This window comes from Streptomyces sp. NPDC051364 (assembly GCF_040682115.1).
Lineage (GTDB): Bacteria > Actinomycetota > Actinomycetes > Streptomycetales > Streptomycetaceae > Streptomyces.
In genome coordinates, this window is sequence record NZ_JBFBAH010000025.1 from 19525 (window position 1) to 32520 (window position 12996).

General features: G+C 73.6%; 10 protein-coding genes. 5 read left to right on the top strand and 5 right to left on the bottom strand.

What is annotated here, in order from left to right; all coding sequences use genetic code 11:
• Nucleotides 1-18: 18 nt before the first annotated feature.
• Nucleotides 19-1416: a UDP-N-acetylmuramate--L-alanine ligase gene (gene murC, locus AB0M76_RS33305; protein ID WP_266662581.1), complete on the top strand. Its 1398-nt coding sequence runs from the start codon at nt 19-21 to the stop codon at nt 1414-1416.
• A 21-nt stretch (nt 1417-1437) separates the two neighbouring features.
• A complete protein-coding gene (gene msrB / locus AB0M76_RS33310) occupies nt 1438-1845 on the top strand; it encodes a peptide-methionine (R)-S-oxide reductase MsrB (protein WP_365956486.1) in 408 nt (135 codons plus the stop codon).
• 60 nt (nt 1846-1905) lie between these two features.
• Here msrB and AB0M76_RS33315 read toward each other — a convergent pair whose 3' ends face one another.
• From AB0M76_RS33315 to AB0M76_RS33330, 4 genes are all read right to left on the bottom strand, one after another.
• A complete protein-coding gene (locus AB0M76_RS33315) occupies nt 1906-2649 on the bottom strand; it encodes a hypothetical protein (RefSeq protein WP_365956487.1) in 744 nt (247 codons plus the stop codon).
• A 19-nt stretch (nt 2650-2668) separates the two neighbouring features.
• Entirely contained in the window at nt 2669-3661 is a 993-nt protein-coding gene (locus tag AB0M76_RS33320; RefSeq protein WP_365956488.1) for a hypothetical protein, read from the bottom strand.
• A gap of 72 nt (nt 3662-3733) precedes the next feature.
• Nucleotides 3734-4162 carry a LuxR C-terminal-related transcriptional regulator gene (locus tag AB0M76_RS33325; protein WP_365956489.1) on the bottom strand — a complete coding sequence of 143 codons (429 nt, stop codon included), beginning with the start codon at nt 4160-4162 and terminating at the stop codon, nt 3734-3736.
• A complete protein-coding gene (locus AB0M76_RS33330; protein ID WP_365956490.1) occupies nt 4159-4794 on the bottom strand; it encodes a LuxR C-terminal-related transcriptional regulator in 636 nt (211 codons plus the stop codon). The genes AB0M76_RS33325 and AB0M76_RS33330 overlap by 4 nt, the downstream gene beginning before the upstream one ends.
• A 322-nt stretch (nt 4795-5116) precedes the next feature.
• Between AB0M76_RS33330 and AB0M76_RS33335 the strand changes: the two genes are divergently transcribed.
• The 3 genes from AB0M76_RS33335 to AB0M76_RS33345 all read left to right on the top strand — a co-directional run bounded on the left by AB0M76_RS33335 (nt 5117) and on the right by AB0M76_RS33345 (nt 11666).
• Nucleotides 5117-8344 (top strand): type 2 lanthipeptide synthetase LanM family protein, encoded by a 3228-nt coding sequence (locus AB0M76_RS33335; RefSeq protein ID WP_365956491.1) that lies wholly within the window; start codon nt 5117-5119, stop codon nt 8342-8344.
• Between the two features lie 41 nt (nt 8345-8385).
• Nucleotides 8386-8616 carry a hypothetical protein gene (locus tag AB0M76_RS33340; RefSeq protein ID WP_365956492.1) on the top strand — a complete coding sequence of 77 codons (231 nt, stop codon included), beginning with the start codon at nt 8386-8388 and terminating at the stop codon, nt 8614-8616.
• 131 nt (nt 8617-8747) lie between these two features.
• Entirely contained in the window at nt 8748-11666 is a 2919-nt protein-coding gene (locus AB0M76_RS33345) for an AAA family ATPase (RefSeq protein ID WP_365956493.1), read from the top strand.
• Between the two features lie 44 nt (nt 11667-11710).
• On the opposite strand, the gene AB0M76_RS33350 is transcribed toward AB0M76_RS33345, so the two are convergent.
• A complete protein-coding gene (locus tag AB0M76_RS33350) occupies nt 11711-12982 on the bottom strand; it encodes an MFS transporter (protein ID WP_365956494.1) in 1272 nt (423 codons plus the stop codon).
• Nucleotides 12983-12996: the final 14 nt, after the last annotated feature.

Consider the following 12996-nt stretch of genomic DNA (forward strand, 5'->3'; position numbering starts at 1 on the left):
ACCTTGGGGAGATCCCGTATGACGCCGCCCGGCCTGCCGAACGCCATGGAACGCCCGCACTTCATCGGCATCGGCGGCGCCGGGATGTCCGGCATCGCGAAGATCCTCGCCCAGCGCGGCGCGCAGGTCGCCGGCAGCGACGCCAAGGACTCCGAGACGGCCGGGGCGCTGCGCGCCCACGGCGCCACGGTCCACATCGGGCACGCGGCCGGCCACCTCGCCGACGACGCCACCTGCGTCGTCGTCTCCAGCGCCATCCGCGCCGACAACCCGGAGCTGGCCCGCGCCGCCGAGCTCGGCATCCCCGTCGTGCACCGCTCCGACGCCCTGGCCGGCCTGATGGACGGCCTGCGGCCGATCGCGGTCGCCGGTACGCACGGCAAGACCACCACCACCTCGATGCTGGCGGTGTCCCTGTCGGCCCTGGGCCTGGACCCCTCGTACGCCATCGGCGGGGACCTGGACGCCCCCGGCTCCAACGCCCACCACGGCGGGGGCGACATCTTCGTGGCCGAGGCGGACGAGAGCGACCGCAGCTTCCACAAGTACACCCCGCAGGTCGCGATCATCCTCAACGCGGAGCTCGACCACCACGCGAACTACGCGTCGATGGACGAGATCTACGAGTCCTTCGAGACCTTCGTCGGCAAGATCGTGCCCGGCGGCACCCTGGTCGTCGCCCACGGCCAGGCCGGCGCCGCCGAGATCGCCGGCCGGGTCCGTGGCACCGAGGGCCTGAACGTCGTCACGTACGGCGAGGAGGAGGGCGCCGACGTCCGGATCACGAAGATCACCCCGCGCGGTCTGACCAGCGAGGTCACCGTGGTCATCGACGGCCGGATGCTCACCTTCACCGTCTCCGTGCCCGGGCGTCACTACGCGCACAACGCCGTCGCGGCCCTCGCCGCCGGTGTCGCCCTCGGCATCCCGGCGCACAACCTGGCCTCCGCCCTCGGCAAGTACACCGGCGTCAAGCGCCGCCTCCAGCTCAAGGGCGAGGCCGCGGGCGTGCAGGTCATCGACTCCTACGCGCACCACCCGACCGAGATGACCGCCGACCTGGAGGCCATCCGGGGCGCCGCCGGGGACTCCCGGATCCTGGTCGTCTTCCAGCCGCACCTCTTCTCCCGCACCCAGGAGCTGGGCAAGGAGATGGGCCAGGCCCTCTCCCTCGCCGACTCCGCCGTGGTCCTGGACATCTACCCGGCCCGCGAGGACCCGATCCCGGGCATCACCAGCGAGATCATCATCGCGGCGGCCCGCACCGCGGGCGCCGACGTCACCGCCGAGCACGACAAGGGTGCCGTCGCCGACGTCATCGCGGGAATGGCGAAGCCCGGTGATCTCGTTCTCACCATGGGCGCGGGTGACGTCACGGACCTGGGTCCGGCGATCCTCGCCCGCCTGACGGACTGAGAACGAGGGAGCGGGAGAGTCATGTCGTACGAGGTCGAGAAGACGGACGAGCAGTGGCAGGCGGAGCTGACGCCGTCCGAGTACCAGGTGCTGCGCCTGGCCGGCACCGAGCCGGCGTTCCGCGGTGAGTACACCGACACCAAGACGGCCGGCGTCTACTCCTGTCGCGCCTGCGGCTCCGAGCTCTTCCGCTCCACCGAGAAGTTCGAGTCGCACTGCGGCTGGCCGTCCTTCTTCGACCCGAAGGACTCCGACGCCGTCGAGCTGAAGGCGGACGTCGCGCACGGGATGGTCCGCACCGAGGTGCTGTGCGCGAAGTGCGGCTCCCACCTGGGCCACGTCTTCGAGGGCGAGGGCTACCCCACGCCCACCGACCAGCGCTACTGCATCAACTCCATCTCGCTGCGGCTGACCCCCGACGAGAGCTGACACCGCCCGGCTGCTCCCCGGCCGGGGGCTGCCGGGGGCTTCCCGTGAGCTTCCCGGTGATCAGACCGCGACGCGGTCCACGGCGGGGAGGAACTGGTCGTAGAAGCGGGTCTTGAGCTGGAGGGCCCGCTCTTCCAGCTCCCTGAAGCAGTCGGTCGACTCCTCCTGGGCGAGGAGTTCGGTCACCCGCGTGGCCAGGCGGTCGGAGTGGGAGCCGGACAGCAGGGAGAGCGTCGCCAGGGAGTGCGTCTTCGCATCGTGGACGTGGTGCGGGTAGTAGAAGCGGGAGCGGTTCCTGCCTTCGTCGGTCAGCAGGGGAGCCATCCGCTCCCACAGCCGGCCGTACTCGACGGAGACGAGCACCTCGCCCCAGAACCGCAGGACCGTCAGCAGCCGCAGGTCGGCATTCGCGTGGCCGCCCGCGTCGGCGATCAGCTCCAGGGTGTCCTCGATGGCCTGCCGCGTCGCTGCCGTGGGCCGCGAGGCCACCAGGGCGGAGCGGGAGATCCCCAGCCGGCTCATGTCCTGCGTCATGTCCTCCCGGTGCGAGGGCGTCCGGCCGCCGCCGTCCGGATACTCCTCGCGCAGGATGACCCGGGCGATCCGCAGCCCCGCCTCGTCGCGCAGCAGGTCGATCGCGAGGTCGTAGGAGGGGGTGAAGGCGAGCGAGACGAAGCGCCGCTGGAGCAGGAGCTCGGCGAAGTCCTCGTCCGGGAGCCCGGTGACGTTCGCCAGGACCGGATGTTCCTTGAACCGCTCGATGAGAGCGTCCTCGAACCGGTCCAGATCGTGCAGATCGTGCATGGCCGTACCTTTCCGTGGATCACAGGCTGATGTTTGCCACCGACGTGCGCCAGTCGAGGAGATCCACGTCCTTGCCGATGCTCCACAGCGTGCGCAGCTCCTGCTGGACCTCCTCGCCCATGACGGTGTCGCCGCCGTCGATCTCGATCTGAGTGGAATCGATGGCGAGCTGGCCGTGCAGGAACGAGCTGACCAGCAAATGCTGGTCGACCTTGAACACGGCGATGGAGGGCAGGGAGTTGTAGAGCCGCACCTGGAGGCGCGCCCGGCTCTCGGCAGGAATGTCCCCGTTCAGCTGGGCGAGTCCGGCGAGGCAGGATTCGACGCTCGCCTTCACGTTCACCGCGAGTGCCGGATCGCGCACCGCCCTGAGCGCCTCGTCACGCAGTCCCGCCACCGGCGAGGAGGGGTGCAGCAGCAGGATGCGTACGCTGACCTGCTGATCGACGAGCGCCTTGCGCAAGGCGGCCCTGAGATGGTGCAGGTTGGGAATCCACGTCTGCAGGATCACCAGTTCGTCCCCGGCGCGCTCCAGGAACCCGGTGAACGCTTCCTCGGGGAAGCGGCTGTGGACCCCGACCACGCCGCCGTAGTGCTGCCGCTTGAGGCGCTGTGCGATGGCGTCGATGTCGAGCTTGGAGAGGTGCGCCTCGACGTTCGCCGTCAGGGTCGTGATCTGCGTGCCGACGCTGGTCTCCAGGGCCGTGAACTTCGCCCCGACGCCGGTCTCCAGGGTGGTGACCGTCCGAGTCACGTCGGGGCCCAGGGCGTCCATCTTCTGCTGAACGGTGTCGAGCTTCTTCAGGCGGTCGAGCTCCAGCAGGAGGAACACCGTGACCGTGCTCAGGATGAGCAGCGTGACCTTTGGGAGCGCGCCTCCCGGAGCCAGTGCGTCGAGCCAGCCGAAGAGGTCCGCCAGCAGGACCACCACACCCGACGTGGCCATCAACGCCAGCGCAGCCCGCTCCACCCGGTGGCGGAATTCGCCGCCGATACCAGCCAAAGTTTTCAACCCCCGTAGGCTGTCGGAGCGTTGACCGTACACCCGCAGTACTCGGGCAAGGGCGGCTTCGCGGCCAACACCTCAGATGAGGCTGTGGCGGACCGCACAGGCCACGGCGTGGGCGCGGTTGCGGGCCTGGAGGCGGGACATCAGCTCGTAGATCACGTTCTTGATCGTGTGCTCCGAGCAGGACAGGGTGCGGGCGATCACCGCGTTGCCGTGGCCCTCCGCCATCAGCGTGAGCACCGCGGTCTGGCGGGCCGTGAGCCGGGGGGCGTCCGGCGGGGCCGCGGACCGGGGCCCCGGTGCGGTCGAGGCGGTGGCTCCGGCGGCGGTGCCGGTGTCGATGCCGATGGCCGTGCCGGCGGTCGTGGCCGCGCCGAGCAGGCGGACCAGGGCCGGGTACGGCATCCGGCCGTCCCCGGCCTGGCGCAGCAGGCTCAGGCGGTCCGGCGCCGCCGGGACCCGTACGGGCGCGCTCTCGCGGGTGAGTTCGGCGACGGCGCTCACAGCAGGCCCACCCGGAGGGCGTAGGCGACCGCGTGCGCGCGGTTGCGCAGCCGGAACCGCTGGGTGATGTCGTGGACGACGCTCGTCACGGTGCGAGGCGAGTAGCACAGCTGCTTGGCTATCTCGTTCGTCTCGTGGCCGTCCGCGACCAGGCGCAGCACGCTGCGCTCCCGGTCGCTCAGGCCCGCCGCCGCCCACGGGTCCGTACCCCCGTCGGACCGGCTGCCCGACCGGCCGCCGGCGCCGGAGCGCTCCAGCAGCCGGTCCAGCAGATCCGGCGGCAGCGTGCAGTCACCGCGGGAGGCGGCCAGTACGGCGCGCGAGAGCCGATTGACGTCCGCCTCGCGGCGGCGCAGCAGCCCGCGGGCGCCGGCCGCTATGGCGTGCAGGGCGCCGTCGGGCGCCAACTCGCCCGCCACCAGCACCACATCGGGGCGGGCCGGGGCGTCGCGGACGGTGCGCAGCACGTCGAGTTCCGGCCGGCCGACCTGGTCCACGGTCATGACCACGACGCGCGGTGCGCCGCCCGGCGCCGTCAGGCACACCTCCGGGCAGGCGAACAGGGTGCTCTTGGTTCCGGCTTCCAGCACGGGGTCGAATGCGACGACGTCGACAGGGACGGGTACTCCCACCAGGTCCTCCGATGATCATCCGCCGGCCGGGGTAGCCGGACGGGCGGAAGGGGCACTGGACACAGGCTGCGGGGCGCCGGCCGGGTGGGGCATCGGGCCCCGGCCCCCACATTTCCTGAACGTGCCCCTCCGCAGGCACGGATCCTGCGCAGGCAGCCCCCGAGTCGGCCCGCGACCTGCCGGAACCGGTGCGCCGCCGCCCCGCCCGACGGCCGCCGCACCACCCCGTACGCAGGGCCCGCGGGGGCCATGGGGGCGGCTCCGCGGAATATGGGGGATCGGCCCCCATGTGCGCGGCCCCGCGCTCTGCGAGTTTTCTCCTGTGACTGACACCGCCACCACCGCCGAAGAAACCCAGGTCGGTGGCCTGGCCCCCTCCTGGTGGGCCCGGGCCCTGAACCTGCGGGAGCGGCTCGCCGCCCCGGGTACCCCGGTACCCGCGCCGGCCGACGCCCCCCAGAGCCGACCGGCTTCGTGGTCCCTGGGGGACACGGAGGGCTTCGCGGCCCGGCTGGCGAGCCTGGGAGCCGGCGAGGGCGTGGCGTACGCCCTCGCGGCGGAGGCTCCCGGCCGGCTGGCCGCCCGTACGGCCAAGCCGCAGTGGGCCCGGTGCATCGAGCAGATGGTGGCCGAGGCCCCCGCACAGGCCGGCCTGGCGGTCCCCGCGGCGCCGGACGCGGACGGCGCCGCGGTGTTCCTGCCCGCGCTGCGCCCCCTGATCGCAGCCGCCTGGGCGCAGACGGCCGCACGCATCGATCTCGCCGAGGGCGAACTCGGCGCCGTGCGGGCCGCGTTCGAAGAGCGGCTCGGCGACCGGCTGATCCGGCAGTCCGCCCGCACCCTGGTCCGGGAACTCCACCGGGCCCGTACGGAGGGCCTGCTGGCGGGGGAGAGCCCGCGGGAGCGGTTCGCGGACTTCCTGGCCCGGCTCGGTACCCGGCAGGGCCTCGCCGAACTGTTCACCCGCTACCCGGTGCTGGCGCGGATGCTGGGCCAGACCTGCGGCCTCGCGGCCTCGGCCACGGTGGAGCTGCTGGACCGTTTCACCGCCGACCGGGCGGCGATCGTCGAGGGGCTGCTGCACGGCTGCGACCCGGGCGCCCTCGTACGGGTGGACCTCGGCCGGGGTGACGTCCACCAGGGCAACCGGTCCGTGGCCCTGCTGGGCTTCGCCGACGGGACGACCGTCGTCTACAAGCCCCGGCCGCTGGACCAGCACGTCCTGCTGGACCGGGCGGTGGGCTGGGCCAACGGCAAGGTGCCGGGCCTGGGCCTGCGGACCCCGCGCTCGGTGCGCGGCGACGGGTACGGGTGGCTGGAGTTCATCGAGCACGGCTGGTGCGCCACGCCCACCGAACTGGACCGGTTCTACCGGCGCCAGGGCGCGCTGCTCGCCCTCCTCTACGCGGTCGACGGCGTGGACATGCACTACGAGAACGTCATCGCCTGCGGTGACCAGCCGGTGCTGGTGGACGCCGAGACCCTGCTGCACTCCGGTCTGCCGGCTGCCGTGACCTGCGGGTCCGACCCGGCGGCGGACGCCCTGGCCTCCTCTGTGTACCGCACCTGCCTGCTGCCGAGCCTGCTGATCGGCGAGAACGGCGCCATGGACATCTCGGCGCTGGGCGGCGGGGACGGCGGCTCGTACCCCAGTGACGGGCTGCGCTGGGAGGCCGCAGGGACGGACGGGATGCGGCTGCTGCGCGGCCCGGTGGCCAGCGCGGCCGGGCAGAACCGGCCGGCGCCGCAGGGCCGGGCGGCCGGGCACGCCGACCACCGGGCGGCGCTGCTGGAGGGGTTCCGGGCCGGGTACGACGCGATCTGCGAGCACCGGGCCGAACTACTGGGCGGCGCAGACGCAGACCGCGAGGGGGGCGGCGCCGACGGCGGTCTGCTGGCCCGCTGGGCCACCAGCCCCGGGCGCCTGATCGCCCGCTCGACCCGCCTCTACACGACCCTGCTGGACGAGTCCACCCACCCCGACGTGCTGCGCGACGCCCTGACCCGTGACGCGGTGCTCGCCGTGCTCTGGGCGGAGTCCGAGCACGATCCGGCCCGCCAGCGGCTGATCGAGGACGAGATCGCCGACCTGTGGGCCGGGGACGTGCCGCTCTTCTTCCACCACCCCGCCGACACCGTGCTGCGCACCTCCCGGGGCACCCGCCTCGACGGGGTGCTGCCGGCCCCCAGCCTGCGCTCCGCCCGCGACAAGATCGCCGCCATGGGGGAGGTGGACCGCCACGACCAGGAGTGGATCATCTCGGCGACGCTCGCCGTCACCGGGGCCAACCTCAGCGTCGGCGGCCCCCGTTCCACCCTCGCCGGCCCCGCCGCGCCGGCCGTCGTACCCGAGCCGTCGCGGCTGCTGGCCGCGGCCTGCGGGATCGCGGACGAGATCGCGGCCCGGGCGGTGCACGGCGGCGGGCGGGTCAACTGGCTCGGCCTGGAGCAGGTGGCCGGCGAGCACTGGGCCGTCCTGCCGATGGGCGGCGGGCTCGCCCAGGGCTACTGCGGGGTGGCGCTGTTCCTGGCCCAGCTCGGCGCCCTGACCGGTGCCGAGCGGTACACCGCGCTGGCCCGGCAGGCCGTACGGCCGCTGCCCGCGCTGCTCGCGACGCTGGCCGCGAACCCCGGGCTGGGCGCCGCGGTCGGACCCGGCGCGCTGCACGGACTCGGCGGCATCGTCTACACCGTGGCCCGGCTGGCCCCGCTGCTCGGCGAGGGCCTGGGCGACTGCCTGCCCGACGCCCTCGCCGCCCTGGAACGCGCCGCCGAGGCCGACGCCGAGGAGGGCGCCGAAGGGCCGGCCGATCTGGCCGACGGCCTCGCCGGAGCCCTGGCCGCCGCGGTCGCCGCGCAGCGCACGTACGGGGCCGAGGCGGGAGCAGTGGCCCGGCGGCTCGCCGACCGGCTGCTGGTCCGGGCCGAGAAGCGGCTCGCCGAACAGTGCCTGGCGGCCCCCGGTTTCGCCCACGGCGACGCCGGGATCGGCTGGGCCCTGCTGCGCCACGCCGCCGCCTCGCAGGAGGCGGGGCAGCCGGATGCCGCGTACGCCCGCACCGGTGCCGCGCTGCTGCGCACGGCACTGGACGAAGCCCTGCGCCGTCCGACGGACCTCGGCTGGCACACGGGTCTCGCGGGCACCGCGCTGGCCGCCGCCGACGCACTCGGCCCCGACGCACTGGGCGCCGACGTGCCCGTGGCAGAACTCGACCGGTGCGCCGCCCTGTCGGGTGCGCCCTTCGAATCCCCCGACCTCAGCCTGCAGCACGGTGCCGTCGGCTCCCTGGAGCTGCTCGGCGTCCTCGCCGGGCAGGGCCACGAGGGGGCCCGGGCCGCACTCGGCCACCGCGCCGGGGAGGTCCTCGGCCGGCTCGAGGACCACGGCCACCGCTGCGGCACCCCCGACCACGTACCCTCCCCCGGTTTCCTCACCGGGCTTTCCGGGATCGGATACGCCCTGCTCAGGCTGGGCTTCCCGGAGGCCGTCCCGTCCGCCCTGCTGCTCGAACCCGATCGGCACCTCTGCACCGCAGCACGTCAGCACTGAGCACCACTCCCCATCAGGCAACGAGAAGGGTACTCACCACCATGCAGAAGCCCCAGGTCAACGCCCAGTCCGTCACCGCCGCCGACGAGGCCGCCGCCGACGCCGCGGCCGCGGCGCGGATCGAGGACCCGGCCGGCGGGATCACCCTGTCGGGTCGGAACAAGGCGTGCGCCCGGGCCCGTGCTCTGGCCGGTGTGGTGCTCACCAGCGGCATCGTGATCACCCTGAGCTCGATCGACACCAGCGTCTCGGCCCCGAACGTCACCTGGTAGCCCCGTCTCCCGTCACCCGGCGGTCCGTGTCCGATCTTCTCCGGATCTTTCCCGGATCTCCACGCCGACCTTGTTCGAAACGGCCAACTTTCATCGCACAATGAGCCGTTCACATGAACTAGATTGCGGACATGCGTTCCCGTTCGCGGTACATGGTCGGTCGTGACTCGCAACTGCGGGAGATCAAGCAGGCACTGACCGACGCGGGCGAAGGGCGCGGCGGGGTCGTCTTCCTCGTCGGCGAGGCCGGAATCGGAAAGTCCCGCCTCGCCGCCGAAGCCGTGGGCATGGCCTTCGGCATGGGCATGCGGGCCCTGCGGGGCCGGAGCAGCACCACCGGCCCCACCGTCCCTTTTCGGCCACTCACCGAAGCGCTGATGTCGCTGTTCCGCAGCGGCGAGCCCTTGGACGATCTGCCGCTGGGCCCCTACCGGCCCGCGCTCGGCAGGATCATCCCGGACTGGAGCAGCGACGCCGAGAACAACAGCTCCATGGTCATCCTCGGCGAGGCCGTACTGCGGCTGCTCATCGCCACCGGCAAGGAGCACGGCCAGCTCCTGCTGCTGGAGGACCTGCACGACGCCGACCCCGAGACGCTCGCGGTCGTCGAGTACCTGGTGGACAACCTGGAGTACACCAACGTGGTGCTCCTGGCCACGATCCGTACGGAGCCCTGCGACGCGCTCGACATGGCCGACTCGGCCCGCCGGCGCGGCGTGGGGACCGTACTGGAACTCGCCCCGCTCACCCGCCCCGAAGTCCGCGCGGTCATCGCCGCCCAGCTGGACACCGAACCCGAGCTGGTGCCGCAGGCGGCCCTGGACCGGCTCTGGGACGACAGCGCCGGCAGCCCCTTCCTCGTCGAGGAACTGCTCCAGGGCATGATCGGCAGTGGCGCCCTCGTCCGCTTCGAGGACGGCTGGCGCGTCGTCGGCGACCTGCGCAGCGACGTGTCCACCGCCCTCGCCCGCGGGATCCTGCGCCGCATCGACCGGCTCGGCCCGCAGGGGCTGACCCTGCTGTCCGCAGCCGCCGTGATCGGCCGCCGCTTCCCGCTGACCGTGCTCCAGCGGATGACCGGCATCGACGACCGCGGGCTGCTCAGCCACCTGCACGCCGGCGTCGCGGCCCAGCTCGTCGTCCCCGACGAACCCGCCCCGGACTGGTACGCGTTCCGCCACTCGCTCACCGCCGAGGCCCTGCTCACCCAGCTCACACCGGGCAACCGGGCGACGATGTCCGGCCGTGCCGCGGACGCGGTGCAGGCGCTCTACCCGGACCTCGAGGGCGACTGGTGCCCCCTCGTCGCGGAGCTGCGCTCCCAGGCGGGCGACGAGGCCGAGGCCGGCCGCCTGTTCACCGACGCCGGCCTGCGCGCCCTCGCGGCCGGCGCGATCGGCTCCGCGATCACCCTGCTCAGCCGCGCCGAACGGCTGCTCGCCGCCAGCCAGGACCCCGCCGGGCGCACCGACGCCCTGGAGGCCCTGCTCCCCGCGCTCGCCGAAGCCGGGGACTTCGCCCGGGCCTTCGGCTTCGCGGAGAACCTGCACACCCTCGGCGGCAGCGGCCTGAGCGCCTCCCGGCTCGCCGCACTGCACACCCGGCTCGCCAAGGTGGCCCACACCGCGGGCCGCTGGGAGGACGGCAACAGACAGATATCCCAGGCCAGATCCCTCCTGGGGCCCCGGCCCGACGAACGCTGCACCGCCTCGATCGATGTGACCGCCGCGTACCTCGCACTCGACACCCCCGGCCCGGACCGCACCCAACTGGCCGAGAAACTCGCCCACTCCGCGCTCCAGGCAGCGCAGCGCCACGGCCTGGCGACCGTCGCCTGCCAGTCCCTGGAACTCCTCGCCACCCTCGCCCGCGAACGGGACTTCGACGAGGCCACCGCCCTGCTGGAATCGGCCCTGCAGACCGCCGAACAGCACCAGCTCCCGCTCCAGCGCATGTACGCGCTCACCCGGATCGGCGGGAACTACTGGCTCACCGAGGGCGCCACCGCCCCGCTGCTGGCCGCCCGCAGCGAGGCCCAGCGGCTCGGCTCGGCCACCATCGTCTACACCATCGACGGCATCATGATCCTCGACGCCGTCCTGCGGGCCGAGTTCACCGCCGCCCAGCAGTCCGCCGAGGAGTGCCTGGCCGTCGTACAGCGCCTCCGGCTGGCCCCGGCCACCCGCTACGTCCTGATGGCCCGGGCGGCGATGGCCGCCCACCGGGGCGACCGGCCCGCGATGGAGAGCGCCCTCGCCGCGTTCGCCGACTGCGACGGGGCCGGCTCCCAGGAGGAACCGCTGACCCGCGGCCTCGCCCGGGCCTTCTGCGCGCTGACGGAGGAGGACCGGCCCGGCGCCGTCCGCGAACTGCGCGCCGTCGCCGCCCTCGAGGACACCAACCCCAGTACGTACTACCTCAGCGGGCGGTACGGCATCGGCCTGCTCCTGGACGTGCTGTCGGGGGACGCCGACCGCGCCGCGTACGAGGAGATCGCCGCCACCGCACCCGGCCGGATGCGCTGGAACCGGCAGTTCGTCCTGTTCGCCGGCGCCGTCCTGCTGGGCCGCGAACGCCGCCCCGAGGAGGCCGCGGCCGCCGCGGCCGAGGCCCTGCGCGCCGCAGCCCCGTACGCCACCGCGCTCCACCTGGGCCTGCGGCTGATCGCGGAAGCGGCGTACGAGGACGGCTGGGGCGAGCCGGTGGCCTGGCTGCGCCGCGTCGAGGAGCACTTCCACCAGGGCGGCGTGGCCGCGGTCGCGGGCGCCTGCCGCGCGGCCCTGCGCCGGATGGGCGCCCCGGTCCAGCAGCGCCGCACGGGTTCGAGCACGATCCCGGACGTCCTGCGCTCCCAGGGCGTCACCGTCCGCGAGTACGAGGTCTTCCGGCTCCTCGCGGAGCGCCTGGGCAACAAGGACATCGCCGACCGCCTCTACATCTCCCCGCGTACGGTCGAGAAGCACATCGCCGCCCTCGGCACCAAGACGGGCCGCACCAACCGCGCCGCCCTCTGCGAACTCTCCGCGTCCCTCGCCCCGCCGGCGCCCTGACGTACCGGCCCCCGCGCCGGGACGACGCGGTGCCCGGTGCCCGGTCATCGCATCTCGCGGACCGTCCGCGAGCTGAGGATCCCGATCGCCGTCACCGCGAGGACCGCCGCCGAGAGGGCGAACATCGGGCCGGTGCCCGACTGCGCCATGGCTCCGCAGAGGATCAGGGAGAGCGGGGCCACCGCGTAGCCGATGACCATGTCCACCGAGATCACCCGGCTCAGCACCGAGCCGTCGATGGTGCGCTGGATCCAGCTGAGGCCGAAGACCCCCTGGAAGCCCATCCCGAAGCCCATCGCCAGGACCGTCGCGAGCGCCCCGGCCGTACTGCCGATCAGGCCGAGCAGGCCGGTGCCGATCGCGAGCCAGCCCGCGAGCGCGGCGATCAGCAGGCCGATCCGGGGGCGGCTGCTCACGGCGCCGCCGACGAGGGTGCCCAGCATCGCCCCGCCGGCCAGCGCGCCGTTGAGCAGGCCGAGGGTGGTCGAGCCGCCGTGCAGGTCGACCTTGGCCAGGGTGGCGAAGCCGACGGTGAACGGGCCCGCCTGGCAGAAGGTCACCGCCGCGTCGACGGCCAGGATCGTACGGATCCGCGGATCCTCGAACGCGTACCGCAGCCCGGCGCGGATCCGGGCGCCCAGCGAGAGCCCGGCCGCCGGCGCTCCCGCGCCCCCGGCCGGTGCGTCCGGCGCCGGGCCTTGCGCCGGGCGGGGCAGCGGGCGGATCCTCGCGACGCACAGGCCGCAGAGGGCGAAGCACACCCCGTCGACGAGGAAGGCGGCCGGGGCATTGGAGAAGGCCACCACCATGCCGCCGACGGCCGGGCCCAGCACCGCCGACACCTTGGCGGCGACCGCGAGCAGGGCGTTGGCCGGGGCGAGCTGCTCCTTGTCCACCACCGACGGCAGGATCGACGCCCGGGCGGGCTGGAAGAACGCGTCGACCGCGCCGAAGGCCGCGGCGGCGCAGCACAGCATCCACACCGTCAGGGATCCGGCCAGGCCGGCCAGGCCCACGGCGGCCATCAGGCCGGCCCTGGCCCAGCTGGAGAGCGTCATCAGCGTCCGGGAGGACCACTTGTCGCTGAGGGAGCCGCCGACCAGGGTGAGCAGGGCCCGCGGCACCGCCTGGAAGGCGAGGACGTAGCCGAGGGCCAGGGTGGACTGCGTGAGGCCGAGCGTGATCCAGGAGAAGGCGATGTAGCTGAACCCGTCGCCGAGCAGGGACAGGGACTGCCCCAGCCACAACAGGCGGAACGACGGCAGCCGGGCCGGGGCACTCAGCCGGGACCGCGCGTCCACCAGGGTGGAAGCCATGAAAAGAATCCCTT

What these genes read in the sequence shown, in the direction of transcription:
- murC (WP_266662581.1), top strand. Translation starts at nt 19, where the DNA reads ATGACGCCGCCCGGCCTGCCGAACGCCATGGAACGCCCGCACTTCATC.
- msrB (WP_365956486.1), top strand. Translation starts at nt 1,438, where the DNA reads ATGTCGTACGAGGTCGAGAAGACGGACGAGCAGTGGCAGGCGGAGCTG.
- AB0M76_RS33315 (WP_365956487.1), bottom strand. Translation starts at nt 2,649, where the DNA reads ATGCACGATCTGCACGATCTGGACCGGTTCGAGGACGCTCTCATCGAG.
- AB0M76_RS33340 (WP_365956492.1), top strand. Translation starts at nt 8,386, where the DNA reads ATGCAGAAGCCCCAGGTCAACGCCCAGTCCGTCACCGCCGCCGACGAG.
- AB0M76_RS33345 (WP_365956493.1), top strand. Translation starts at nt 8,748, where the DNA reads ATGCGTTCCCGTTCGCGGTACATGGTCGGTCGTGACTCGCAACTGCGG.
- AB0M76_RS33350 (WP_365956494.1), bottom strand. Translation starts at nt 12,982, where the DNA reads ATGGCTTCCACCCTGGTGGACGCGCGGTCCCGGCTGAGTGCCCCGGCC.